Annotated in this window: 18 protein-coding genes; 4 read left to right on the top strand and 14 right to left on the bottom strand. The window is 63.4% G+C overall.

From position 1 onward, the window contains the following. Nucleotides 1-173: 173 nt before the first annotated feature. From ACMNAY_RS08780 to ACMNAY_RS08755, 6 genes are all read right to left on the bottom strand, one after another. A complete protein-coding gene (locus tag ACMNAY_RS08780) occupies nt 174-1,055 on the bottom strand; it encodes a hypothetical protein (RefSeq protein WP_418719133.1) in 882 nt (293 codons plus the stop codon). A 34-nt stretch (nt 1,056-1,089) separates the two neighbouring features. Next, entirely contained in the window at nt 1,090-2,223 is a 1,134-nt protein-coding gene (gene ftsZ, locus ACMNAY_RS08775; protein ID WP_418719132.1) for a cell division protein FtsZ, read from the bottom strand. A 220-nt stretch (nt 2,224-2,443) separates the two neighbouring features. Next, nucleotides 2,444-3,697 (bottom strand): UDP-N-acetylglucosamine 1-carboxyvinyltransferase, encoded by a 1,254-nt coding sequence (locus tag ACMNAY_RS08770; protein WP_418719135.1) that lies wholly within the window; start codon nt 3,695-3,697, stop codon nt 2,444-2,446. Between the two features lie 454 nt (nt 3,698-4,151). Beyond that, nucleotides 4,152-4,562, bottom strand: coding sequence for a VOC family protein (locus ACMNAY_RS08765; RefSeq protein WP_209344500.1), 411 nt, complete (start codon nt 4,560-4,562; stop codon nt 4,152-4,154). Between the two features lie 147 nt (nt 4,563-4,709). Continuing rightward, a complete protein-coding gene (gene ftsW / locus ACMNAY_RS08760; RefSeq protein WP_418719134.1) occupies nt 4,710-5,783 on the bottom strand; it encodes a putative lipid II flippase FtsW in 1,074 nt (357 codons plus the stop codon). Nucleotides 5,784-6,005: 222 nt separating this feature from the next. Continuing rightward, complete coding sequence (locus ACMNAY_RS08755) at nt 6,006-8,249, bottom strand: penicillin-binding transpeptidase domain-containing protein (RefSeq protein WP_418719131.1); 2,244 nt, start codon at nt 8,247-8,249, stop codon at nt 6,006-6,008. Between the two features lie 149 nt (nt 8,250-8,398). Between ACMNAY_RS08755 and ACMNAY_RS08750 the strand changes: the two genes are divergently transcribed. Together ACMNAY_RS08750 and ACMNAY_RS08745 are read left to right on the top strand one after the other, a co-directional pair. Continuing rightward, on the top strand, nt 8,399-8,899 hold the full coding sequence (locus ACMNAY_RS08750; protein WP_418719130.1) for an RNA polymerase sigma factor: 501 nt from the start codon (nt 8,399-8,401) through the stop codon (nt 8,897-8,899). Then, a complete protein-coding gene (locus ACMNAY_RS08745) occupies nt 8,889-9,917 on the top strand; it encodes a hypothetical protein (protein ID WP_418719129.1) in 1,029 nt (342 codons plus the stop codon). The genes ACMNAY_RS08750 and ACMNAY_RS08745 overlap by 11 nt, the downstream gene beginning before the upstream one ends. A 58-nt stretch (nt 9,918-9,975) precedes the next feature. On the opposite strand, the gene ACMNAY_RS08740 is transcribed toward ACMNAY_RS08745, so the two are convergent. The 4 genes from ACMNAY_RS08740 to asnB (ACMNAY_RS08725) are packed head-to-tail and all read right to left on the bottom strand — an operon-like array spanning nt 9,976 to nt 16,441. Beyond that, the gene (locus tag ACMNAY_RS08740; RefSeq protein ID WP_418719128.1) at nt 9,976-11,319 is read right to left on the bottom strand and encodes a hypothetical protein; all 1,344 of its coding nucleotides are present in this window, start codon (nt 11,317-11,319) and stop codon (nt 9,976-9,978) included. Continuing rightward, nucleotides 11,316-13,055, bottom strand: coding sequence for an Hsp70 family protein (locus ACMNAY_RS08735; RefSeq protein ID WP_418719127.1), 1,740 nt, complete (start codon nt 13,053-13,055; stop codon nt 11,316-11,318). The genes ACMNAY_RS08740 and ACMNAY_RS08735 overlap by 4 nt, the downstream gene beginning before the upstream one ends. 42 nt (nt 13,056-13,097) lie before the next feature. Beyond that, nucleotides 13,098-14,576, bottom strand: a complete 1,479-nt coding sequence (locus tag ACMNAY_RS08730) for a UDP-N-acetylmuramoyl-L-alanyl-D-glutamate--2,6-diaminopimelate ligase (RefSeq protein ID WP_418719126.1) — start codon at nt 14,574-14,576, stop codon at nt 13,098-13,100. Between the two features lie 32 nt (nt 14,577-14,608). Then, nucleotides 14,609-16,441 (bottom strand): asparagine synthase (glutamine-hydrolyzing), encoded by a 1,833-nt coding sequence (gene asnB, locus ACMNAY_RS08725; RefSeq protein WP_418719125.1) that lies wholly within the window; start codon nt 16,439-16,441, stop codon nt 14,609-14,611. Nucleotides 16,442-16,600: 159 nt separating this feature from the next. Between asnB (ACMNAY_RS08725) and ACMNAY_RS08720 the strand changes: the two genes are divergently transcribed. Both ACMNAY_RS08720 and asnB (ACMNAY_RS08715) read left to right on the top strand, forming a co-directional pair. Continuing rightward, nucleotides 16,601-17,821 (top strand): ATP-grasp domain-containing protein, encoded by a 1,221-nt coding sequence (locus ACMNAY_RS08720; protein WP_418719124.1) that lies wholly within the window; start codon nt 16,601-16,603, stop codon nt 17,819-17,821. A 21-nt stretch (nt 17,822-17,842) separates the two neighbouring features. After that, nucleotides 17,843-19,693 carry an asparagine synthase (glutamine-hydrolyzing) gene (asnB, locus tag ACMNAY_RS08715; RefSeq protein ID WP_418719123.1) on the top strand — a complete coding sequence of 617 codons (1,851 nt, stop codon included), beginning with the start codon at nt 17,843-17,845 and terminating at the stop codon, nt 19,691-19,693. Nucleotides 19,694-19,746: 53 nt separating this feature from the next. Here the strand turns inward: asnB (ACMNAY_RS08715) and ACMNAY_RS08710 are convergent, their stop codons facing one another. From ACMNAY_RS08710 to ACMNAY_RS08695, 4 genes are all read right to left on the bottom strand, one after another. Then, nucleotides 19,747-22,311 carry a WG repeat-containing protein gene (locus ACMNAY_RS08710; RefSeq protein WP_418719122.1) on the bottom strand — a complete coding sequence of 855 codons (2,565 nt, stop codon included), beginning with the start codon at nt 22,309-22,311 and terminating at the stop codon, nt 19,747-19,749. A gap of 116 nt (nt 22,312-22,427) precedes the next feature. Continuing rightward, nucleotides 22,428-23,669: a cell division protein FtsQ/DivIB gene (locus tag ACMNAY_RS08705; RefSeq protein WP_394968835.1), complete on the bottom strand. Its 1,242-nt coding sequence runs from the start codon at nt 23,667-23,669 to the stop codon at nt 22,428-22,430. A gap of 34 nt (nt 23,670-23,703) precedes the next feature. Beyond that, entirely contained in the window at nt 23,704-24,822 is a 1,119-nt protein-coding gene (gene murG, locus ACMNAY_RS08700; protein WP_418719121.1) for an undecaprenyldiphospho-muramoylpentapeptide beta-N-acetylglucosaminyltransferase, read from the bottom strand. Between the two features lie 19 nt (nt 24,823-24,841). After that, nucleotides 24,842-26,077, bottom strand: a complete 1,236-nt coding sequence (locus ACMNAY_RS08695) for an FtsW/RodA/SpoVE family cell cycle protein (protein WP_418719120.1) — start codon at nt 26,075-26,077, stop codon at nt 24,842-24,844. Between the last annotated feature and the right edge of the window lie 41 nt (nt 26,078-26,118).

Here is a 26,118-nt window from a genome sequence, read left to right as displayed (position 1 = left end):
TGAATGACCTCCCTTTGCTTGCTTGTGCAGTTGGCAGACCGCACTCCCAGTATAGCAAAGGGAGTTTTTCTTTTCCCATTATCGACATTAGTCTTCTTTTGAACCACTCGCCTAGCGAGTGGTTTTCGATATACAAAAAGCGCCCCGGCCGATTCGGCCGGGGCGTTCGTCTTTTATTCACGCAGGGCCCGTTCCAGCAGGTCCAGCAGGCCTTCGCTCACGGTGCGGCGGCGTGCCGGGCGGCGGGGCGGACGCTTCTCCCGCTCGGGGCGGGACTGGGGTTTCGGGGCCGCTTCCAGGGGTTTGGGGAAGCTCTCGGCCTGGGCGCCCAGGGTCACCAGATTCTGCTCGGTCTCGCCCAGAACGGTGTAGATGGCGCCGGTGGCCTTCTGCAGCCGGTCGGCCGCGTCGGCGATCTGCCGGTCCACCTCTTCCAGCTGGTGGCGCAAAAGCAGCACCGTGTCCGCCATCTGCTGGGCGCTCTCGCGGGCGGTGGCCTGCTGGTCGCGCCGGGTCTGCTCCAGGCGGGCTTTCTCCAGCTCCAGCTGGCGGCGGCCTTCCTCTTTTTCCTTTTCCAGCTCCTCACGGCCGAGGCGGGCTTTCTCCTCCCCTTCCGTGCGGGCGGTGTCCAGGTCGGCCAGGGCCTGCTCCAGCAGCTTGTGCTGCCGCTCCAGTTCCTCGGTGAGGCGGGCGTTGTCCGCCCGGAGGACCACCGTCTCCTGCTCCTTGGTGAACAGGCGGCTCTTGTAGCCGTTGGCGGTCTCTTCCATGTGCAGCAGCTGCTCGCTGACGGCGCGGGCGCGGCTCTCGGCTTCGCCGGCGCGCTTTTCCTCGCCGGAGAGTTTGTCGCAAATTTCTTTGGTCTTTTCCAGCAGCAGCTCGTTGTCCGCACGGGCGGCGTCCAGGTCGCTGCGCAGGGCAGCGGCGGCTTCCTCGTGCTTGCGCTGGGTCTCCAGCGCCTTCGCGCTCAGCTCGTCGATGTAGGCCAGCACCTGCGCTTTCTGAAAGCCCATCAGGCTTGTTTTGAACTCACCGGGAGTGGGCTTGTCCGCCATGGCGCTGCCTCCTTTCGCTGGGTGTTGGGGCCGGTTACTTGCGGTTGTTCAGCAGGACCATGATCTGGTTGAAGTAATCCTCGTCGTCGTCCTCGGTCTTGGTCTCGGCGGCGGGAGCGGGGGCAGCCGCAGCGGTGCTGTCGCCGCTGAATACGGGCTGGGGCACCGAGTGCACCGGGGCAGCCTCGGTGGTGCGGGGCGCGGCGGCGGGAGTGTTCTCAAAGCCGGTGGCCACAACGGTGACGCGCAGCTCGTCCGACAGGTTCTCGTCGAAGGTGGTACCCCAGATGATGTTCGCATCGGGATGGGCGGACTGGGTGATGAGGCTGGAGGCCTGCTCCACCTCTTCCAGGCCGATGTCCGGCGAGGAGGTGATGTTGATGATAACGCCCCGGGCGCCGGAGATGGAGGTCTCCAGCAGGGGGCTGGAAACGGCGGCCTTGGCGGCGTTCTCCGCCTTGCCCGCGCCCTTGGCGCTGCCCACGCCCATGTGGGCGTAGCCGGCGTCCTTCATGATGCTGCGCACATCGGCGAAGTCCAGGTTGATGAAGGCGGGGATGTTGATGAGGCTGGAGATGCTCTCCACGCCCTGGCGCAGCACGTTGTCGGCGGCCTCGAAGGCGTTCATCAGGGTGATCTTCTCCTGGCTGATGAGCTTCAGACGCTCGTTGGGGATAACGATCAGGCTGTCCACATGCATCAGCAGCGCGGCGATGCCCTGCTCGGCCAGGCTCATCTTGCGGCGGCCCTCAAAGGCGAAGGGCTTGGTGACGATGCCCACGGTGAGGATGCCCAGGTCGTGGGCCACCTCGGCCACAACGGGGGCCGCGCCGGTGCCGGTGCCGCCGCCCATGCCGGCGGTGATGAAGGCCATCTGCGCGCCCTTCAGCGCGTTGGCGATCTCGTCCTTGCTCTCTTCGGCGGCGCGCTGGCCCACCTCGGGGTCGGCGCCCGCGCCGCGGCCCTTGGTCAGCTTGGTGCCGATCTGCACCTTCTGGGTGGCCTTGCTGTTCAGCAGAGCCTGCTGGTCGGTGTTCATTGCGATGAACTCCACGCCCTGCAGCCCGGCGGCCACCATGCGGTTCACGGCGTTACCGCCGCCGCCGCCCACGCCGATCACCTTGATATTCGTAATATTCAGCATCTCTTCATCGAGAATGAAAGCCATCTTGCAACTTCCCCCTAAGCTTTTTTGTGCCCACATCCAGCTGCGGGGCAGACTGTGCCACCGTAGAATGTAAAACTAATAATAGAATAACAGACACAGGGCAGAAATTCAAGTGGCAGGGGCTGGTGAATTTGCGGTTTTTTGCCCGCAGTGTGCCGTTTTACGCCCTTCCGGCACAGGCGAAAGGGAGAGGACCCGAAGGCCCCCTCCCTTTTGCCGCTCACCCGCGCTGACAGACCGCCTCGGCACCCAGCGAGCGCAGGGTGCCCGCCAGGTCGCCGTAGCCCCGGCGGATGTGCTCCAGGCCGAACAGCCGGCTCTCCCCTTCCGCCGCAAGAGCCGCCACGGCCAGCGCCGCGCCGCCCCGCAGGTCCCGGGCGGTGAGGTCCGCGCCCGACAGGCGTTTTACCCCCTCTATTTCCAGCGCGCGGCCGCAGCGCACCGCCTTGCCGCCCAGGGCGCTGAAGCCCTCGGCGCAGGCGAAGCGGTTTTCGAACACCGTGTCCTCCACCGCGCTGCGCCCCGAGGCAGTGAGCAGCGCCGCCGCCACCATGGGGGCCGCATCGGTGGAAAAGGCAGGGTACACCCCGGTGTAGACCCGGCCCACCCCCTTGAGCGGCCCCTCGCGGCTCACCGTCACCGTGTTTCCGCCGTGCTCGGCGGCGCAGCCCGCCCGGCAGAGGATCTCCATGGTGGGGGCCAGCGGCTCCCAGGGACAGCCCAGCAGCTTCACCCGGCCCCCGGCGCTGGCCACGGCGGCCGCCAGCGTGGCGGCAACGATGCGGTCCGGGATGGGGGTGTGAGCCGCTCCGTGCAATGCCTCCACGCCCCGGATGCGCACCAGCGGCGTGCCCGCGCCCTGGATGTTCGCCCCGCAGGCGGAAAGAAAGGCCGCCAAGTCCGCGATTTCCGGCTCCGACGCCGCCCCCCGCAGCACCGTCTCCCCCTTGGCCAGCACCGCCGCCATCAGCAGCGTCTCGGTGGCCCCCACGCTGGGCAGGCGCAGGCTGTAATCCACCCCGGAGAGGCCCTCGGGCGCGGTGACGGTGAGGCTTTCGCCCTGCCACTGCACCCGCGCGCCCATCTTCACCAGGCCGTCCAGATGGATGTCGATGGGCCGGGGCCCCAGATTGCAGCCGCCGGGCATGGTCATGCTCACCCGCCCGCAGCGGTGCAGCGTCGGCGCGAGATAAAACACCGAACTGCGCATGGCCCGCACCGGGCCTTCCGGCAGTGCACCGTCCCCACCGGCTCCGGACGCATCCACTAAAAGGCCCCTCCCCCGCCACTGGCAGCGGCAGCCCAGCGTGGCGAGGATGGCCGTGCTCTGCTCCACGTCCGAAAGCCGGGGCACCTGGGAGAGCACGCTCTCCCCTTTGCACAGCAGCGACGCCGCCAAAAGCGGCAGCACGCTGTTCTTCGCTGCGGGCAGCCGCACCGTTCCTTCCAAGGGCCTGCCGCCCCGGATCGACATATATTCCGTCAAGATCTTTCGCCCCCCTCAAAACCATACCAATGTGCCATGGCCCACTGTATGTTCCGGGGGCGGATTTGGTGAAAAAAAGCCCGCCGGGGCGGCGAAAATTCCGCGCAATAGAGCGGTGTTCATAAAACAGTGAATCCTCCGCATGGTTGCAATCATACGGAGGATTGTTTTCTACACATAATTCAAACTTGCTGGCGGCGAACGGTTTGTCAAAACCGTTCGCCGCCAGCAAGTTCACAGGGGATAGCCGCTTTAGCGGCGCAAGGGGGTGTAGCCACCTTGACGGAAAAAGTGACGCAACATCCTCGGTCATGCAGTTTTTCTGCTGAGGTCGAATGAAGCTCGGCAGGACGCACGATACTCCCGACAGTAGAGTATAGAAGTGCGCCCTTTTGTCCGGAAAGTATTTTACAGCATCCCGGCAAACTGGAAGTTGTCGACATTATAGATCCTTATCCTCATAGGGCTTGTTCCACGAACCGATCTCGATGATATTTCCTTCTGGGTCAGCAATAAAGCACGTCCTTTGTCCCCAAGGCTCAGTAGTTGGTTCTAACAAAGAAGTTGCGCCATGGTCAATAGCATTTTTATATTGCTTATCAACTTCCTCGTATGTGTCAACATACAACGCCATCTCAGAATGTGCATTTACTCCCGTAAGATACTCATATCTTTTGCTTGTTAGTTTTTCGAAATCATTTCTCCCATAAAGCAAAAAGAGGGTGCCATCCTTTACTAAGTATACATTATCAGTGTTTTCATCTTCTTTGATCTCAAATCCTAATACATCTCGATAAAACTGGATCATTGTTGCCATGTTCTTAACGAACAGCCCATATCCATCCAATCTCATTACAATACACTCCTTATTCCGCCAAATCCCGATTTGTATATCTTGTCGGCCCCATATTATCATATAACAGGATAAGATACAAGAGCAAAACTACTGTGGCTGTTAACTGTTTTACGACCACCGCCCTATGCCCCCGTGGGCTTTTTTCTAATACTTCTGCTGGCCCGCCTGCCGGCTGACCGACAGCACGATGCCCATCTCGCCCAACAGCATCATCAGACTGGTGCCGCCGGAGGAGAAAAAGGGCAGGCTGATGCCGGTGTTGGGAATGGTGTTGGTGACCACCGCCATGTTCAGCACCGCCTGCATCACCACCTGCACCGTGAAGCCCACGGTGAGCAGCGCGCCGAATTTGTCCGGCGCGTTCACCGCGATGGTGATGCCCCGCAAGAGCAGCAGCACGAACAGCAATATCACAAGACAGGCCCCGATGAAGCCCAGCTCCTCGCAAACGATGGAGAAGATGAAGTCGTTCTGGGGCTCGGGCACATAAAGATACTTCTGGCGGCTGTTGCCAAGGCCCAGCCCGGTGGCGCCGCCGGAGCCGATGGCGTAAAGGCTCTGGATGGTCTGGTGCCCGTCGCCTAAAGGGTCGGCGAAGGGGTTCAGCCAGCTGTTGAGGCGGTCGGCGGCGTAGGGCACAAGGTCCGGCAGGAACACCAGCGCCGCCGCCACCGCCGCGATGCCGCCCCCCGCCGCCATGGCGAACCAGCGCATCCCCGTGCCGCCCACGAACATGAGCACCGCCCCGATGCCAAAGAGCAGCAGCGTGCCGGACAGGTGCGGCTCCAGCAGCATGAGCACCGCCAGCACCCCCAGAATGGCGGCGAAGGGCAGCACGCCCACCGAGAACCGCTTCATGCGGGTGTGGTTGAGGGAGATGATGTGGCTGAACACCAGAATGACGGCGAACTTGGCAATTTCACTGGGCTGCAAGGTGCCCACCGGCAGCACGATCCACCGCTTGCAGCCGTTGTATTCCGGCATGAAGAGCACCACCACCAGCAGCACCAGCGACACCCCCATCACCGGCCAGGCCAGCTTGTGGTAGATGTGGTAGTCCACCCGGCTGGCGACGTACATGGCCGCCAGGCCCACCGCCGCGTAGAGCAGCTGGGGCCGGATGTAGGCGTAGGGGGTGCCCCGGCGGTACATGGCCACCGCGTAGCTGGCGCTGAAGAGCATCACCAGCCCGAAGGCCACCAGCGCCAGCACCAGCATGAGAAAGGGCAGGTCCAGGGAGGGCTGGCCTGCCCCCAGCAGCTTTTGCAGCCAGGGGGGCAGGGGCCGTTTTTCCCGCTTTTGCCGGGCGCGGCGGGGGGCCGCCCCGGCGGGCACGGCGGTTTTTGGGGCCGGGACGCGGGACGAATGGTTTGGAGCGAACAGGCTGACCGCCTCCTTGCGTGAGCATTGCCCTAACAGTGTGCGCAGGCTTTGCCCGGTTTAGTCCATCTTCACGTCCTCGTCGGCGGGCACGGTGTAGTCGTAGAAGGTCACGGTGACAAGGCTGCCCTGGGGCAGCTGCTCCCCCTCGGGATTGCTCTGGCCCACCGCCACCGCGCCCTCCATCTCGGCGGCCCCCTCCGCCTTGATGTTCAGGCCGGCCCGGTGCAGGGTATCGGTGGCCTCGGCCAGGGTCTGGCCCGCCGCGCTGGGCACGGTGGTGACCTGGCGCACGGCGTCCGCCTCGGTGTAGAGCAGCACGGTGGAGCCCCGGGGCAGCGTTTCGCCCGCCGCCGGGTACTGCACCGCCACCGTGTCCCCTTCCCCCACCACCCGGGCGGCAAAGCCCGCCTCCTGCAGCTTTGCCGCGGCGGCCTCCGCCGGAAGTTCCGTCACGTCGGGCACCTGGTTTTCCAGCCGCTGCTGTTCCTCGGGGGTGTACTGGGGCTGCACGCCGTAGTAGCGCAGGGTCTCCTCGATGACCTGCGCCGCCACCGGGGCCGCCAGCGCGCCGCCGCCGTTGGCGAAGGTGTGGGGTTCGTCCAGAGCGATGAGTACCGCGATTTTCGGGTCGTCCGCCGGGGCAATGCCCACAAAGCTGGCGATGCGGGCCTCTTCGTCCTCCGAGTCCAGCTTCTGGCTGGTGCCGGTCTTGCCGCCCACCCGGTAGCCCGCTACATAGGCGTTTTTGCCGCTGCCCTCGCTCACCACGCCCTCCATCATCCGGCACATCAGGGCGCTGGTCTCGGGGCGGATGACCTGCCGGCGTACCGTGGGCTCGGTGGTGCTGACCACGTTGCCGGAAGCGTCGGTGATCTTTTCCACCACATAGGGCTGCATCAGGTTGCCCCCGTTCACCACCGCGCAGACGGCGGTGAGCATCTGGATGGGGGTGATCTTGCTGGACTGGCCGAAGGCGCAGCTGGCCAGCTCCACCGGGCCCATGCGGTCGGCGGTGTAATATTCCGACTTCTTCGGCTCGGCGGGCAGATCGATGCCGGTGGCGCCCTGCAGGCCGAAGGCCTCGAAGTAATCGCAGAAGTCCTGCACGCCCAGCTGCTGGCCGATTTGGATGAAACTCTGGTTGCAGCTGTTGGCCAGCGCCTGGGCCACTGTCTGGGTGCCGTGGCTCTTGTGGTTGGCGCAGTGGAAAGGAATGCCCGCCACCTTGTAGGCCTTGCCGCAGACGAAGGTGCTGGAAGGGCTCACCGCGCCGGTATCCAGCGCGGCGGCGCAGGTGATGAGCTTGAACACCGAGCCCGGCTCGTAGAGGTCGCTCACCGCCTTGTTGCGCCACTGAGTCTGCTGGGCCAGCTGCAAGGCGGCACTGCGCTCCTCGCCGGAAAGGCTGTTCACAAAGGCGCGGGTCTCCTCGTCCGCCAGCACCCGCGGCTCGTTGGGGTCGTAGTCGGGTTTCGTGGAGATGGCCAGCACACGGCCGGTGTCCACCTCCATCACGATGCCCACCGCCCGCTGGCTCACGTTGTAGGCCTCGACAGCGTAGCTGAGGTAGTTTTCAAGATAATGCTGCACGTTCACGTCGATGGTGAGCTGCAAGGTGTTGCCCTGCACCGGGGGGATGTAGGTGTCGTAGCCGGTGGGCATGTCGTAGCCCCAGGCGTTCTTGGCGCTGAGCACCCGGCCGCTGGTTCCGGTGAGCTGCTCGTCGTACTCCAGTTCCAGGCCCGCCATTCCCACGTTGTCCACGTTGGTGAAGCCCAGCAGGCTGGCGGCAAAGTCCCCTTCCGGGTACCAGCGCTTGGTGTCCTCCAAAAGCAGGATGCCCTCCCAGCCGTTTTCAGCGCAGGTCTCGCGCACCGCGTCGGCGGTCTGACGGTCCGCCCGGCGCAGCAGCAGCGCGTCGTTGCTGGACCGCTGGGACAGTATCTCATAGAGTTCTTCGTACTCCATGCCCACCAGCGGCGCCAGCGCCCGGCTGGCGGGTTCCACGTCCTCGTCGGCCATTTCCCGGGGCGCGGCCCGGATGGTCCAGCAGGTGGCGTTCACCGCCAGCGGCACGCCGTTCGCGTCCAGGATGTCGCCCCGGGGCGCGGGCACCACTGTATCCCGCAGCTGCTGGCCGCTGGCCCGCCCGGCATAAAAATCGTGGTCGGTGATCTGGATGTACCACAGCCGCGCCGCCAGCCCGCCGAAGCACACCAGCGCGAAGAAACCCGCCACCAGCCTTGAGCGCAGCTTCATGCCCCGGTCCTGGGCGGCTTTGAGCATTGGTTCCAAAGACATAAAAAAGCCCCCTCTCCCCTGCCATTCTATGCGGGGAGAGGGGGCTTGTATGTGTTTGGGGTTTTGGGGCGGGCGCGGATGCGGTATAATCAACAAAAATTGACCATTCGGCCTTTTGGAGCGTATACAGGGTGAAGGGAGATGATGGCATGGCCCCAAGACCAAGCATTTCGCCGGCGGCGGCACAGGCTGCGGTGGAGGCCCACGGCGACCGGCTGTTCCGCCTCTGTCTTGTGCTGCTGGGCAGCACCGCTGACGCGGAGGACGCGGTGCAGGAAACGTTGCTGAAGTATCTTCAAAAGGCCCCGGCCTTTGAAACGCCGGAGCACGAAAAGGCCTGGCTTTTGCGGGTGGCGGCCAACCACTGCCGGGATGTGCACCGGCGGCGGGCGCGCCATCCCCAGACTCCCCTTGAGGAACTTGACCTGCCCGCGCCGGACGCCGAAGGCCGCGAGATGCTGGACGCCCTGATGGCCCTGCCGGAAAAGTTCCGGGCCGTGCTGGTGCTGCACTATGTGGAGGGCTACCGGGTGGAAGAAGTGGCGAAGATCATCGGCAGAACGCCGTCGGCGGTGAAGATGCGGCTGCAAAAGGGCCGCCGCCTGCTGGCACAGCAATACGGAAAGGAGGCCGCAGAGGATGGAATTTGAGCGCTTGAAACCTGCCGTGGAGAGCCTCCGCATGCCGGAGGATGCAAAGCGCCGCATGGCCGCCGCTCTGGCCGCGGAAGCCGACGCGCCCCAACCGCATATGACCTGGCGCAGGCCTGCGCTGGCGCTGGCCGTTCTTGTTCTTTTGCTGGCGCTGGCAATGCCGGTTTTTGCCTCTGTGGAACCCATCTATCGGCTGATGTATCTGGTCAGCCCTGCTGTGGCACAGTTTTTCCGCCCTGTGCAGGAAAGCTGCGAGGATCAGGGCATCCGCATGGAGGTGGTGTCTGTTTACATTCAGGACGACACCGCTCAAATCTATCTGACGGTGCAGGACACCACCGGCGAGTTCACCGACGGGCCGGTGGACCTGAACGACAGCTACGCCATCCACACCCCCTTCGACTGCGTTGCCGCCTGCAGCCGGGTGGGCTACGATGAGGCCAGCCGCACCTCCACGTTTCTGGTCACACTTTCCGAGATGAAAGGCAACGCCCTTACCGGGAACAAAATCACCTTTTCGGTGGGCCAACTGGTCAGCGGCAGACATGTTTACGAGGGCATTTCCATCCCCCTTGACCTCTCCTGCTTTGAAGAAGCCACGGAAACGCAAACTGTGCATTCGAACGGCGGAGGTGGTCCCGGTTACGAGCGGGGGTTTACGACCGTGCTTGTGCCCGGCGCGGCAGACCCGGACTTTCCCGTGGAAGGCATCGATCTGACGGGTGCGGCGCTGGTGGATGGACAGCTGCATCTGCAAACGGCGGTGAGAGACCACGCAAACAACGACAATCACGGTTACTTTTACCTGTTGGACGAAAGCGGACAGCGGGTGGACAGTTATTATTCGACCTCTTTTATCACCCAGGCCGATGAGCGTATCGACTACACGGAGGAAGTCTTTTGCGAGCCCGCCGGGGGCTTTTCTCAGTACAAACTGTACGGTGATTTCTGGATCGCCGGACGTCATGTGGAGGGCGACTGGCAGGTGACCTTCCCGTTGGAGCCAACAGATTGACCACCACAAAATAACATACCCGCCCTTTGCCTTGCGGCAAGGGCGGGCGTTTTTGTTGTCACAGCCCATAGCGGGCGGCCAGCTTATAATAGCGGCAGTTGCTGACGATGCAGCGGATGAAGGCCAGCGGCAGCACACACCAGCCGAAGATGGCGGCGAAGGCCACGTCGTTGGTGATGGGCGGCATCAGAAAGGCCGAAGCAGGTACCAAAAGCAGGCCCAGCGCACCGCAGGCGGCGGTGAGAGTAAAACGCGCCCGTTTGGACAGGCGGAAGTACCATTTGCGCCCGGGCAAGGCGGCGGACACATAACAGGCCAGCAGGCAGGCCGCACTGGCGGGGCCGACGTTGAAGAAGAAGAGGGCAAGGAAAAACACCTGGAATGCCCGCAGCGCCAGGACGCGGTTGGTGGGCAGCCAGCCCCGGGCCTGCATGCGCTGCACCAGCAGCGTTGCCACCACCGCCGCCGCGCCGCCCAAGAGGGTCAGCGGCAGGCGCAGGACGATGTGCAGCCCGTCCAGGGCAGCCAGCAGCACGATCACGGCGATCGCGCCGACGCAGAGCGCGGCAATGTTGCCCGGGCGGGCGGTCTCTCTGGCGTTCTGTTCCTGGGCTTTCTGCCAATGGGCCTGCCAGAGGGGGCGCAGCAGAGCGAAAAGCGCCTCGTGGGCTGCGTCCGGGGCCTTGTCCGATTTTTTCAGGCCGTAGGCATAGGCCAGGTCCACCGCCAGTTTTTCCAGACAGGCGGGTTCTGTTTGCAGCAATTTGACCAGCGTTTCCAAAAATTCCGGCGTGTGCTGAAGCTCCCGGAATTCTTCGCTTTCCAGAATGTCCTTCGCCTGCCAGCGGTCCGCATCGGGGCCGCAGGCCGCGCGCAGCCGCTCCGCCAGCGCCTGAGCACGCTGGCGCCGCTGGCGGCTGACCTGCTGGGGCAGATGGTCAAAATCGAACTGCGGCTGGGGCTCCGGCGGCGTTTGCGCCGTGGGAGGCTGTTCTTCCTCGTCTCCCGGCTCTCTGGGCCGCGCGGGGGCGCGGCGGAGCGCCGTCTCGGCGGCGGAAAAGTCGAAGGCATCGCCTTCGGCCGTCTGGCGGGCGGCGGAGCCGTTCTTTTTCATCCAGGCCAGATACGCCGCCTGCTCGGCGGCAAGGCAGCTTTCCCGGCTGCCGGAGACCGCAGGGGCCGCGGGCGCGGCGGCAGGGCGTTTTTCCTCCTGCGGAGCCGCCGCAGCCGGGCGGCGGGCGCGCCGGGCATACTGCATCGCCTCGCTGAAGGCGGTGTGCAGCTTATCAAACCCCTCCGGGTCATCCTCGGGGTGGCAGGTGCGGGTCTTTTCGGCGTAGGCGTGGCGGATGGCCGCCACGTCGGTGGTGGGCGCGATGCCCAGTGTCTGCCAGAAGTTCATTCTTCGTCCTCGCCATTATCGTCAAAAAAGTCGTCCCAGCTCTGGTCGTCCAGGCCGCTGCCGGCTTCCAGCCGGTCCAGCAGCTCCTTGCAGCGGCTTCTTGCCCGCAAGATGCGGGCGGGCTCCTGGCTGGCCAGTTCCTCCTGGAAGGCCTCCATCACCCGGCCCACCTGCTCGCGCACTTCGCCCAGGGTCTCTTTCCAAAGGCGCTCGCCCCGGGCCAGCAGCAGGCGGTTCTCCTCCCGGTCACGGGGGTGGATCTTCAGCTTTTGCAGCTGTTCCAGCCGCTTTTTGGCCTCCTCTTCGGAGAGGCCGCTGCCCGGCCCCACCAGCACCGCGCTGATGGCCTTGCCGGTGGACAGGCTCTCGGCCTCCACTTCCAGGATGCCGTTGATGTCGTAGGTGAAGCGCACCGCCGCGCCCTCCTGCCCCGCGGGGCCGGGCGGCACCGGCAGGTCCAGCTCGCCCAGCTTGCGGTTGTCGGCGCAGTACATCGCCTCGCCCTGGAAGATCTGGATGTGCAGCTTGGTCTGGCCGGTGCTGACGGTGTAGTACTTTTCCACCTTGCTGGTGGGCAGGGCGCTGTTGCGCTCGATGATGGGGCTCATGATGAGGTTGTCCTCGTCCGCCGGGTTATGTACGCCCACGCCCAGGGTAAAGGGGCACAGGTCGGTGAGCACCATCTGGCGCAGTTCGGCCTTGCGCTCCTTCATGGCGGCGTAAAGCCCCGCGCCCTGGGCCACCACCGTGTCCGGGTGGCCGGCGTCCAGCAGGGGGCGGCCCAGCAGATGGGAGAGGTACTGGCGCACCACCGGCATCTTGCAACTGCCGCCCACCGGCACCACGCCCCGCAGCTCACGGGGGGCAAGGCCGCTGTCCCGCAGGGCCTTCTGCAGCGGGGTGCGCATACGCCCGAAGAGGGTGGCGGCGTTTTCGATGAGCTTCTGGCCGGTGAGGCTCATGGAGCCCACAAGGCCCGGCAGGTCCAGCACCATCACCGCCATGGGAGCGGTGGTGAGGGTCTGTTTGCACTGCTCGGCCTGGGCCAGCAGGATGGCCCGCAGGCCCGGCTCCAGCGCGTCGTAGTCGATGTTGTTCTCCTGGCAGTACATGTGGGCGATGGCCGCGTCCAGGTCGTTGCCGCCCAGCTGGTTGTCGCCGCTGACGGCCAGGATGTTCACCACGTTTTCAAAGCAATCCACCACCGAGACGTCCAGCGTGCCGCCGCCGAAGTCGTAGACCAAAAAGGCCGCGTCGCCCTGTTCGGGGTCGTAGCAGGCCAGGGCCGCAGCGCTGGGCTCGTTGATGAGCCGCTCCACCTTGAGGCCCGCCAGCTTTCCCGCCCGCTTGGTGGCGGCGCGCTGGGAGTCGGTGAAATAGGCGGGCACGCTGACCACGGCCTCCTCCACCGGCTGGCCGAGATAGGCCTCCGCGTCCTCTTTCAGGCGGCGCAGCACCAGGGCCGAAAGCTCCTCCGGCAGGAAGGTGCGCCCGGCGAGGGAAAAGGTCTTGCCGGTGCCCATGTCCCGCTTGAAGGCGGCGGCGGTGCGCTCGGGATGGGTGATGAGCCGCTCCTTGGCGGCTTTGCCCACCAGCACCGCGCCGTCCTCGTCGATGCTGACAACGCTGGGGGTGAGAGTTTCGCCAAAAGCGTTGGGCACAAGGCGGCTTGCGCCGTCTTTGTACACCGCGGCCAGGCTGTTGGTGGTTCCAAGGTCAATACCGATGATGGGCATGTCGTTCGTTCGCTTCCTCGTGTTTCGTTGTGTTCCTTCGGCTCATTCCAGGCCGATCTTCTGCGCGTATTCCAGCAGCAGCTCCCGCTCCAGGAAGGGAGTCTTTTTGCCCTTGCGGTCGCGGTAGGTCTCGTGGCCCTTGCCGATGACGGCGATCATGTCGCCGTCCTGGGCGTGGTCAAGCGCGTAGTGCAGGGCGTCCAGACGGTCGGGAATTTCCACATAGGGCACGTCGGGGCGGCCCTGGGCGATGCCGATTTTAATATCCGCCAGGATGGCCTGCACTTCCTCAAAGCGGTTGTTGTCCTCGGTGAGGATGAGGAAATCCGCCAGGCGGCTGGCCACCTCGCCCATGCCGTAGCGGCGCAGGCGGCTGCGGTCGCCGCCGCAGCCGAAGAGCACCACCAGACGTTTGGGCTGGTAGGCCCGCAAGGTGGTGAGCAGGTTCTCGGTGCCAGCCTCGTTGTGGGCAAAGTCGATGAGCACGGTGAACCGCTTGCTCACCGGCACCAGCTCCACACGGCCCTTGACGCTCACCTGCTCCAGGCCCTTGCAGACGGCCTCCATCGGCAGGCCCAGCACCTGGCCCACCGCCAGGGCGGCCAGGGAGTTGTAGACGCTGAACTCGCCGGGCATGTTCACCCGCACGCGGGCGTTCCACACGCCGCTGAGCTGGTAGGAGATGCCCAGGAAGTTTTCGCCCCGCTCCAGTTCCAGGCCGCTGCCCACAAAGTCCGCGTCCTTGTGCATGGCATAGCTGACCAGCCGGCAGGTGTGGCCCGCCAGCAGAGTGTTGCAGTTTTTGTCGTCCACGTTCACCACGCCCACATCGCAGCGGCGGAACAGCTGGCCCTTCCAGGCGCGGTATTCCTCAAAGCTCTGGTGCTCGCCGGGGCCGCCGATGTGGTCGGGATAAAGGTTTGTGAACACGCCCACGTCGAAGTGGATGCCGTCCACGCGGCTCATCATCAACCCCTGGCTGGACACCTCCATCACCACGCTGTCGCACCCGGCGGCCAGCATCTCGGAGAAGAGCTTTTGCAGCTCGTAGCTCTCGGGGGTGGTGTTGGCCAGGGCATGGCGCTCGCCGGCGAAGGCGGTGCCGTTGGTGCCGATGATGCCGCACTTTTTGCCGGCGGCGATGAGGGCCGCCTGGATCATGTGGGCGGTGGTGGTCTTGCCCTTGGTGCCGGTGACGCCGATCATGGTCATCTTTTTGGCAGGGTTGTCAAAGAGGTTGCAGCTCATGATGGCCAGGGCATGGCGGCTGTTCTCCACCTGCACCACGGTGACGCCGGCGGGGATTTCGTCCAGCTTGTGCTGGATGACCAGCACGCTGGCCCCGGCGGCGGCCACATCCTCGGCGTAATCGTGGCTGTCACGGTTGGTGCCCACCACGCAGACAAAGGCAAAGCCCGGCTGCACCTTGCGGGAGTCGTAGGCAACGTCCACCACTTCGGTCTCGGCGTCGCCCTGCAGGACCAGATAGTCCAGCCCTTCCATCAACTGGGAAAGTTTCATAAAATCAGCCTCCCTTTATGAATTGCGTATGCTCAGCGCTTTACAAAATATTCGTTGTACCACACAAGGAACATGAACACGCACCAGATCTGGCGCCAGTTGTCCCGCTTGCCGGACACATGGTCGTCCAGCAGCTTTTTCAGTTCCTGCGTCTTGAAGAACCGGGCCGCAGCCTCGCTCTCAAAGGCCTTTCGCACCACGGCGGCGTACTGCTCATCCCGCAGCCAGGCGCGTACCGGCACCGGGAAGCCCAGCTTCTTCTTGTCGGCGGTGCGCTCGGGGATGCTGCGGGCCGCCGCGCCCCGCATGGCCAGCTTTGTGCCCTCGGCGTTGGCGCGGTATTTCACCGGGATGTGCCGGGCCACCTCAAACACTTCCTTATCCAGGAAAGGCACCCGCAGCTCCAGGCTGTTGGCCATGCTCATCTTGTCCGCCTTGAGCAGAATGTCTCCCGCCAGCCACAGGTGCAGGTCGGTGTACTGCATGCGGGTGACCGGGTCCTGCCCTTTGGTCTTTTCAAAGAAAGGCCGGGAGAGGTCGGTGGGCTTGACGCGGCCGGTGTAGTGCTTGAGCAGCTTTTTCTTCTGCCGCTCGCCCATCAGGTTGGTGTTGCCGATGTAGCGCTCTTCCAGGGGATTGGAGCGCCGCACCAGGAAGTTCACGCCGTGCACCGGCGGCAGCAGCTCGGCCACCGCGCCCACCGCCCGGCGCAGGGGCAGGGGGAGCTTGTCGTACCAGCTGACGGTGAAAGGCTCCTTGTAGATGTTGTAGCCGCCGAAAAACTCGTCCGCGCCCTCGCCGGAAAGGCACACCTTCACCTGCTTGGCGGCCTCCCGGTTCACGAAGTAAAGGGCGGCGCTGGCGGCGTCCGCCAGGGGCTCGTCCATGTGGTACTGGATGCGGCCGAGATTGGCCCAGTATTCCTCCGGCTCGATGCGGTAGGCGAAGTTCTTCACACCCAGGAATTTGCTGAACTCCGAGGCGTACTCCGTCTCGTCATACTGCTTGTTGGCAAAGCCCACGGTGAAGGTCTTGTCCACCTTGGCAAGGCAGGCCATATAGCTGGAGTCCACGCCGGAGGAAAGGAAGGACCCCACCTCCACGTCGGCAATTTTGTGGGCGGCCACGCTCTCCTTCATGGCGGCTTCGATTTTGTCTTCCCAGCCGGTCATGTCGGGGCCGTTGTCCGCCTCGAATTTCGGCTGCCAGTAGCGGCCGGTGGACACTTCGCCCGCTTTCCAGCGCAGCCAGTGGGCGGGCAGCAGTTTTTTGACGCCCTTGAAAAAGGTGTCCTCCCCCGGGGAATACTGGTAGGTGAGGTAGAGCTCCAGACGCTCCTCGTTCAGCTCCTTCACAAAGCCGGGATGGGGCAGAAAGCTCTTGATCTCGCTGCCGAAGAGCAGTTCGCCCTCGGCATTGGTGTAATAATAAAAAGGCTTGATGCCGAAGGGATCCCGGGCGCAGAAGAGGCTCTGGTCCGCTTCGTCCCAGATGGCGAAGGAGAACATGCCCCGCAGCTTTTCCAGCATCCCCTCGCCCCACTCCTCATAGCCGTGGAGCAGAACCTCGGTGTCGGAGTGGTCGGTGGCAAAGACATGGCCCGCCGCCTGCAGCTGGGCACGCAGCTCCATGAAGTTGTAAATTTCGCCGTTGAACACCACCGCCAGGCGTTTGTCCTCGTTGAACATGGGCTGGCGGCCGCCCTCGATGTCGATGATGGAAAGCCGACGGTGGCCCAGAGCCACCCCATCGCCAAAATAGCTGCCCGCGCCGTCCGGCCCGCGGTGGGCGATGGCGTCCATCATGGCTTTCAATATTTCCTCACGGTCGGCGCGCCGACCGGTAAATCCCACGATTCCGCACATACTGTTTTTGTTCCTTTCCCGTAAAAGGGCGTAACTGCCCAATATAGAGTTTATTATACTACAAACGGCGACGGTTTAAAAGGGGGCGGCAAATTGACAAGGGCCCCATAAAAGAAGTAGAATAAACGAGACACTGAATTCTCAAAAAAGGTGATGGATATGAAAGACCTTCTCCCTGTGCTTTTGGGCAGCGACGCCAACGTTTACGGCATGGCCCGCAGCTTTTACATGGAATACGGCGTGACCAGCCTTGCCATCGGCAAGGGAGCGCTGGCCGCCACGGCAAACTCCAAGCTGGTGAAGATGGCGGTGGTGGAGCCGAACCTGGAAGACGACGCGGTGTTCGTGCGCACCCTGACCGATTTTGCCAAGGCCCACTCCGGCAAGACGCTGGTGCTGGTGAGCTGCGGCGACAACTACACCGGGCTGATGGCCCGGGCCCGCGCGGCGCTGGAGCCCTATTACAAGTTTGCCTGCCCCACCCCGGAACTGGTGGCGGAGCTGGACACCAAGGAGTTTTTCTATCAGGCCTGCGAGCGGCACGGCCTTTCCTACCCCCGCACCTTCGGCTGCACCAACGAGAACTACAAGACGGTGGAGCTGCCCTTCCCCTTCCCTTGCATCATCAAGGCCAGCAACAGCGTGGCCTACTGGAACTGCAAGTTCCCCCACAAGAAGAAGGTGTTCGTGGCCTACAACAAGGAGGAGTTCGACGCCATCACCGCCGCCATCTATTCTTCCAGCTACCAGGACAATCTGGTGCTGCAGGAGTACATCCCCGGCGACGACAACTGCATGCGTGTGCTGAACTGCTATTCCGGCCTTGACCACAAGGTGAAGCTGATGGCTCTGGGCCGTCCCCTGCTGGAGGAGCAGACCCCCGAGGGCATCGGCAACTACGCGGCCATCATGAACGTGCGGGACGACGAGCTGATGGAGAAGATGAAAGCCTTTTTGGAGGACGTGGGCTGGGAAGGCTTCTCCAACTTCGACATGAAGTACGACGCCCGGGACGGCAAATACAAACTGTTTGAGATGAATCCCCGCCAGGGCCGCAGCAGCTTTTTCGTGACCGCCAGCGGCTACAACCTGGCCAAATGGCTGGTGGATGACGTGGTGGAGCACAAGGAGCAGGAGCTGACCATCGCCGACGCGCACCATCTGTGGATGATCGCCCCGGCGGGCATTATCAAGAAGTATCTGAAGGACGAGGCCCTGCTGGCCGAGGCCAAGGAGCTGATGCGCCAGGGCAAGGTGAGCCACCAGCTGTTCTGCAAGGAGGACGCCGGCCTCAAGCGCCGCATCTGGTACATCAAGAACCAGCTGAACAACTATCGTAAATACAAACGCTATTTCGGCAACAAGAGCCTGGTGGACTGACCCAGGCAAAAGGAGCAGCCAATGTGTGGAATTACCGGCTTTGTTTGCGCAAAGCACGACCTTGAAGAAGCAAAAACCACTTTGAAGGCCATGGCCGACCTCATCGCCCACCGCGGGCCGGACGGCGAGGGCTTTTATGTGGACGAGCGGGCGGCGCTGGGGCACCGGCGGCTGTCCATCATCGACCTGGAGGGCGGCAGCCAGCCCATGTTCAACGAGGACAAAACCCTCGTGACGGTGTTCAACGGCGAAATTTATAACTTCATGGAGCTGCGCGGCCAGCTGGAAGCGGCAGGCCATGTGTTCGCCACCCACTCCGACACCGAGGTACTGCTGCACGGCTACGAGGAATGGGGCGAGGCTCTGCCCGAAAAGCTGCGGGGCATGTTTGCCTTCGTCATCTGGAACAAGGCGGAGGGCACCCTCTTCGGCGCGCGGGACATCTTCGGCATCAAGCCCTTCTATTACTACCAGAACAACGACCTGCTGCTCTTCGGCAGCGAAATCAAATCTTTTCTGCCCCATCCCGGCTTTGTGAAAGAGCTGAACGAGGAGCGGCTGCCGGAGTATCTCTCCATCGAGTACATCCCCAACGCCGAGACCATGTTCAAGAACGTCTACAAGCTGCCGGGGGCTCATCGCTTCACTTTCAAAGACGGCAAGCTGACGGTGAGCCGCTATTACGACATCGCTTACCACGTGGACCACAGCAAGACCCTGGAGGACTGGAAAAAGGCCATCGCCGACACCTTTGCCGAGAGCGTGCGGGTGCATCAAATTGCCGATGTGGAGGTGGGGTGCTTCCTCTCCTCCGGCGTGGACTCCAGCTTTGTGGTAAACGAAGTGGCCAAAGGCACGCCTCACGTGAAGAGTTTCAGCGTGGGCTATGAGGAAGAAAAGTACTCCGAGCTGCCCTACGCTCAAGCCTTCAGCAAGGAGATCGGCGTGCCCAGCATCGCCAACAAGGTGAACGCCGACGAGTTCTTTGAGGCGAACCAGACCATCCAGTGGTATCTGGACGAGCCGATGCCCAACCCCAGCGAGGTGCCCCTCTACTTCCTCACCAAAAACGCCGCCCGCTATGTGAAGGTGGTGCTGAGCGGCGAGGGTGCGGACGAATTGTTCGGCGGCTATCCCCTTTACTGCGCCGCCCATCACTTTGAGGAGTACGCCAAAATCCCCCGCCCCCTGCGCAAGGCGGCGGGCGCGGCGGCGGGGGCCCTGCCGGAGTTCAAGGGCCGCAACTTCCTGGTTCGTGGCGCGCAGGAGCCCTGGCAGCGGTGCATGCGGGCAAACTACGTGTTCTCCACCCCCGCCGAGCGGGACAAATACCTGAAAAAGGACTACCACGCCAAGGCCCCCGAGGAGTATTTCAAGCCCTACTTCGACCATGTGAAGGACCTGGACGAACCCACCCAGCTGCAGTGGGTGGACATCCACACCTGGATGCTCTACGACATTCTTCTGAAAGCCGACCGCATGAGCATGGCCAACAGCCTGGAACTGCGGGTGCCCTTCCTGGACCGGGAGATGCTGGAACTGGCCCTCTCCATCCCGGCGGAGTACCGCTCTTCCAAGAGCGAGACCAAAATCGCCCTGCGGGCGGCAGCGCTGGAGCAGCTGCCCGAGAGCGTGGCCAAGCGGCGCAAGCTGGGCTTCCCGGTACCGCTGAACGACTGGCTGCGCCAGGACAAATACTACCAGATGGTGCGGGAGAAGTTCGAAGGCCCGGTGGCAGAGAAGTTCTTCAACGTGCCCCAGCTTCTCAAACTGCTGGACGACCAAAAGGCGGGCCAGAACGGCGGCATGACCAAGATCTGGAGTTTTTACAGCTTCATTTTGTGGTACGAGCTGTTCTTCGTGCAGCGGTAATAATGAACAAACGGCGGAAGGCCGGGCAAACTGCCTGGCCTTCCGTTTTTTGTTCAGGAAACCGTTATCTTGAGCTGGGTCATCTCGCAGCGCTCAAGGGCGCCGGTGTCCTCGTTGAAGAACCGGTTCATGCCCCAGGCCGCGCCGTCCGGGGAGACATACACGGCCTCCCAGGCACAGTCCGGATAGGTGTCGCCCAGCGCGTCCACCAGAATATAGCGGTTATTTGGGGTGTGCTGGTCCACCTCCACGAAGGCAAAGTTGTCGTCCCACTGGACGAGACCCTCGCCAAACTTCGAACCCTCCGGCGGCTCGACCGTGCGGCCGGAGTAGGTGGTGAGCAGGTTGTCCGTGCCCGACGGGCTTTTGCTGACGGCAAAGGCTCTCAGCCCGGCGCCGGACAGCTGTTCCATCAGCTGGGCCCACCGTTCCTTATTTTTTGCGGCCACAGCGGAATCGTTCGCAACGGCATCGTCGAACCGTTCACTGTCCAGCATCTGTCCCTGCCGGTCGATGGTCACCTGATAGTAGGCACCGTCGTTGCAGGCCGCCTCAAGTTCAGCCGTCTCCCCGTTAAACGGAGCGGCATACAGAATAAACTCTTCCGCGGGCAGCCCCAGGTATTCCGCCACCGCCTGCCGGAGCTGTTCGCCGTCCAGCACCACCTCGCCCCGGGTGTTTGCATAACCCCAGTCGGTGTTGGCAAGGCCGCCGTCAAATACCCCGTTCGGTGCGTAAAGAGGGGCTTCTCCCCCTGTTCCGGCGATCTGCAGCAATTCCCCTGTGGACGCGCTGTAAAACTCTTTGTCCGCGGAAAAAAAGCCTTCACTGTTCACCTGCACCGAACCGCCCTGCCCCTGCCAGAGCAGCGTGCCTTCCCGGTCAAAGACAAAGTTGTCGCCATAGCCGCCGTTCAGCCCCAGCTTCCACAGCCCGTCGCCCATATAACGCAGTTGGGTGCCAAGAAAGCTGTCGTTCCGCTCAACGGTTTCGCGGGAAACGGTAAACACCGTGTTCATCTCGCCGTCCCGCACTTCGATTTTCCCGTCCAGTGTCTCGTACCATTCAAGGCCGCCCTTGATGTCCACAAGGCGCCGGTCCGCGCTGCTCAGCGCGTCAAACGCCTGGGCTGTTATCCCCTTGCCCTCATGAAATTCGGCGGAAGTCCTCATAAAGGAAACGGTCTGACCCGTCTGCCAGGCAAGGCTCAGATCTTCGGGCGGGAAGTTCTCCTCCGATCCGCCGGCTTCCACCGGGCGCTCCTCAAAGGCGATGCGCAGCGTGAGCAGCTCCCCGTCGCTCAGACGCAGATAAGCAAAGCCCTCGTCGGTGAAAAAGGTGCTGCCGTTCATGGAGTATTCGGGGCTCTGGTCCACCGCCGCGCTGTATTGCTTCAGGATGTTTCCCTTGCCGTCGTAGAGGGCAAAACCGTCCTCGCTCTGGACGATGCGCAGGCAGGCGGGCGTTTCTTCCATCAGGTTGCCGTCGTAGTCGTACAGATTCACCTGGTTGGTGTTCTCCCGGGCGTAGAAGCCCTCCGGGGCAAGGCGGCAGATCTCGGAAAAACGGGCTTCACAGCGCGCCTGGCCGTCCGCGCCGCGGATGCCGTACAGCGTGCCGTCGGTGTAGACGGTGCAGCCGTCCTGCACGCCGCCCGCGCGCACCAGATCCTCCGCGGTATACAGCTTCGTTCCCTGCGGGTCGTATACGGTCTTATGGAACAGCGCATAGCCGCCGTTCTCCTCAAACTTGTTGACGAAATACTCCACAGCCACCTCTGTGCCGTCCTGGCGGTAGAGGCCGCCCGTGCCCTTGCCGTAGATGAGGATGTATTCACCGCCCGCCTTGCGCTGGGCAAAGAAGTCGTTTTTCTCCCACTCGGAGTAGCCCGGCCCCTCTTCAAAGGCGAGGAGCTGCGCGCCTGTCTCATCGATGAGCATCCAGCGATAGGCGTCATCGTAGGTGCAGACCAGCGCCTTGCCGCCGATAAAGGGCAGAACGAAATCGTAGGCCGGGGCCAGTTTCACCGCGCCGGTCAGATCGCAGTAGCCCCATTTGTCGTTTTCAAAGTAGGGCACCCAGCCGTTGTCGCCCACCCGAAAGGCTTCGTCCATCATCGCCTGTTCATCCATCCGGGGCGCGCTGTCCACTTGATAGTGATAGCCCGAGGTCATGGACATTCCCTCCGTTGTGCCGAGAATGAACATCTCGCCGCCGGTGCTGTGGGCCCCGTGGCCAAACCGCGTGGCGTCCAGCAGTTCCCATTCGTTCGGCACCTGATACAGCGGCGTGAACTGGCCGTCCAGCGTCAGATAGCCGCATTCCAGCGGGTAATACTCCGGGAAGAAGTATTCCGGGCTGTAAGGAAGGTATTTCGCCGCAAAGGCAACGCCGTCGTGAAAAGAGCCCACCACTTCGAACCCATCAAAAATGTCCGCGTACTGCTCGTCCACCACCGGCACCCGCTCCGTCTCCACCGGCGCGGCGGAGAGCGCCGCCGTGGCCTCACTCGTGCCCGCTCCGCCGGATTGGCTGCCGGGCGCTGCCTGGCCGCAGCCCGCCAGCAGCAGCACTGCCAGCAGCCCGGCGCAAACGCGCGGGAACATTTTCTTTTTCATTCTGTTTCCTCCTTGCAAAACGAGCGTTTTCCCGCTCGCCTGTCGTTCATTTTATCACTATAACATATTTTATCAAAATAAAACAGCCTCTGTTCAAAACAGAGGCTGTTTGTGGTTTATTCTGCGGGTGCGGCGCTTTGGGCCGGTTCGGAAGCAGGTTCAGAAGTCGATGCGGAGGAACTCTGCGCCGGGTCGGAAGCAGGGGCGGAAGACGTCGGCTGCGAGCCGGAGGCGGCGGCGGAAGACGCAGCCGCACCGGAGGAAGAAGCGCTCTCGTCCGGCGGCGGAGCTTCGCTCTCCTCCTGTTCAAAGCTGCCGGGGGCGAAGGTAAAGCGGTGGATGGAGTCGTCCAGCTGGCTGGAGACGTCCAGCGTGCCCCGGTCGGAGGCGTCCAGGTATTCGCCGCTCTCGTTTTTCAGCAGCAGCGTCGCCACGCTCACCTTGTAATCCAGGTTGTTGAAGGTGCCCAGCAGCACCTTGACCCGCCCTTCGTAGACGAAATAGGCGTCGGTGCCCAGGCCCATGTCGATGCGGGTGCAGCTCTCGGCCAGGCCCGCGTTGTACAACTGATGCATCAGGTCGCTGATCTGCTCCGACTGTTCCTTCGTGGTCATGGAGAGATAGCGTCCCGGGGTGGGCGTGTTCACGCCCAGGCCGGTGATGACCGGCAGGTCGGCAGGCTGGTCGGTCTGAACCTTCAGCACCTTCAGTCCGTCGCTGAGGATGACCCAGCCGGCGCTTGTTTTGGCGCACCAGGCCTCGGTGGCCGGCGCCACCTGCACCACCACCGTGTCCGGCAGGCGGCGGCGCACCTTGATGACCTCAAGATAAGGCAGCTGCAGCTCCATCGCCGCCTGCTTCTCCCCCGCCGAAAAGCCGAAGAGATTTTCCTCCATGGGCACGGCCAGAGCGCCGAGGATGGCGTCCTCGGTGTAAATGCCGGTGTTGGCGGGGGTGGTCTTGTCCAGATTTTCCACCACGATGTGCTTGACCTTGAACAGCACCGTCACCGACAGGATGAAGCCCACCGCCATCAGAAACACCACAAAGAAAAAGGCGAGCCAGCGGCGGCGGCGACGACGGCGGCGCATTTCGCCCCGGGTCATCTGCCGGCGGCGGGCCGGCTCGTCCTTATGCTTTTTTGCGCCGCGGCGGGGCCGTTCCCGGCTTTCGGCGGGCGCGTCCAGAGGTTCCATGCCCACCGCCCCCAGCGGCAGCACCATCTGCTGCATCTCGCCGGCCTTGCGCCGGGGCTGCTTGGGGATGGGGGCGGTCTGTTGGTCAAAAAGCGGCGCCTGAGGCTCCGTTCTGCCGCCGGCGGGCGGGCGGCGCACCGCACGTTTCTTCTTTTCTCTCACGGGCTGCGCCGCCTCCTTCCCTGCGGGGCAAAACTCACTGCTCCATCAGTTCGGCCAGCTTCGCCCAGATTTTTTCAAGACTTTCCGGCTCGGCCAGCGCCCGGGCCATCTTGCCCATCACCGCCAGCTTGCCGTTCTCCTGCACCAGCTGCTGCACCGTCTGCACCAGCACGGGGCCGGTGAGGTCTTTCTCCTCAATGACCACCGCCGCACCCGCTTTCTGCAGCTCCAGCGCGTTGTAATACTGGTGGTTCTCCGCCACGTTGGGGCTGGGGATGAGGATGGCCGCGCGGCCCACCGCTTCCAGCTCCGCCAGGGTCAGCGCGCCGGCGCGGCTGATGACCAGGTCCGCCGCCGCCAGCAGCTCGGGCATATTTTCAATGTATTCCTGCACCTGCAGGCGGCTGCCGGGCTGAACGCCCTTTTCCGCCATCAGCTTGCGGAACAGCTCCACGCCCCGGCTGCCGGTGGCATGGATGTGCAGGATGTTCCAGGGGCAGGATTTCTCCCACGCCACCAGTTCCGCCACCACTTCGTTGATGCGCCGCGCCCCCAGGCTGCCGCCGAAGCTGAGAATGACGGTGCGCTGGCCGGCGTCCAGTTTGCTGCGGGCCAGGTCCCGGTTCTGCGTGAAGATCTCCGGCCGCACGGGGTTGCCCACAACGCTGGTCTTTTCCGGCGCGCCCAGCTTCTCCACCGCGGCGGGCACCGCGGCAAAAATGACGTCCACGTCCTTGGCCAGCAGCTTGTTGGTCACGCCGGGGAAGGCGTTCTGCTCGTGGATGGCGGTGCGGATGTCCATTTTCGCGGCACAGCGCACCACCGGCCCGCTGACATAGCCGCCGCAGCCGATGACCAGGTCGGGCTTGAGCTCCCGCAGCATCTTTTTCGCCCGGGGCCCCGCCAGCGCCAGATGATACACCGCCTGCACGTTGCGGGCGATGTTCTTGGGGGTGAGTTTTCGCTGGATGCCGTTGACCTCGATGTGGTGGAAGGGATAGCCCGCCTTGGTGACCAGGCGGTATTCCATGCCTTCCCTGCGGCCGGCAAAGTGGATCTCGGCGTCCGGCCGGTGGGCCTTGATGGCACCCGCGATGGCAAGCGCCGGGTTGATGTGGCCGGCGGTGCCGCCGGCGGCAATGAGCACGCGCATGACTTTCTCTCCTTTGGGGTCAGGTTTTGTCCGCCCGGAACACATGAGCCTCCTGGCGGGCCTTCTCTTCGGCTTCGCGCGCCTTGCGCTCGGCCCTGGCCTGGTTTGCCGCCCGGCTCACACTGAAGACCACGCCCATTTCGCCCAGCAGCAGCAAAAGGCTGGTGCCGCCGGAGGAGAAGAAGGGCAGGCTGATGCCGGTGTTGGGAATGGTGTTGGTGACCACCGCGATGTTGAAGAAGAACTGGAAGCCGATTTGGGCCATGATGCCCACCACCAGCAGGCTGCCCGCCCGGTCGGGAGCGTTCACGGCCACATAGATGCCCTGGGCAACGAGCAGCGCGAAGAGGGCGATGCACAAAAGCGCGCCCACAAAGCCCAGCTCCTCGCCCAGAATGGCGAAGATAAAGTCGTTCTGCGCCTCCGAGAGCCACAGGTGCTTCTGGGTGGAGTTGCCCAGCCCCACGCCGAACCAGCCGCCGGAGCCGATGGTGTAAAGGCCCTGGGCGGTCTGCATGGTGGAATCCAGCACGTCGGAGAAGGGGTCCAGCCAACCGGAGAGGCGCTCCTGCACATAGCCCTTACTGGTGATGAGCAGCAGAGCGATACCGCCCGCCGCCGCGCCGCCGCCGATGGCGAACCACATGAGGTTCGCGCCGCCCACGAACATCAGCGTGGCCGTGATGCAGCACATCAGGATCATGGCGCTGTTGTGAGGCTCCAGGCGCAGAAGCACAAGCATGGGCACCAGCAGCACGCCGGGCAGCAAAATGCCCTGGCGGAAATTGTGCATGCGGCTGCGGTTTTTCTCGAACAGCGTCGCCAGCAGCAGCACGATGGAAAACTTGGCGATCTCGCCCACCTGCACGGTGGGCAGGCCCTTGATGTTGATCCAGCGGTGCACGTTGTTGATGGGAGGCATGAACAACACTGCCACCAGCAGGATGAGCGTTACCCAGTAGAGCGGCCAGGCAAAGCGCAGCAGCAGGCGGTAATCCACCCGGCTGATGACGAGCATCGCCGCAAAGCCCACCAGCGCGTAGAGGGCCTGGCTGCGGATGTAGTGATAGCTGTCGCCGAATTTGTAGTAGGCGATGGCGTAGCTGGCGCTGAACAGCACGATCAGCCCGAAGGCCAGCAGCACCACCAGGTTCGCCAAAAGGCCCATGCTGATGGGGCCCTGGCGCTTGAACAGCGACTGGATCAGCGCTTTGAGCAGCGGTTCCTTTTTGGCCTGGTTCGCTACAGGGCGCATACGGCCGCTGCGCGGCGCAGGCCGAGGCGCGGGCACAGGCT

This window comes from Candidatus Allofournierella merdipullorum, from assembly GCF_048426865.1.
Lineage (GTDB): Bacteria > Bacillota > Clostridia > Oscillospirales > Ruminococcaceae > Allofournierella_A > Allofournierella_A merdipullorum.
Note: the sequence above shows the minus strand (reverse complement) of the source record. Positions and strands in the feature narration are given on the sequence as shown.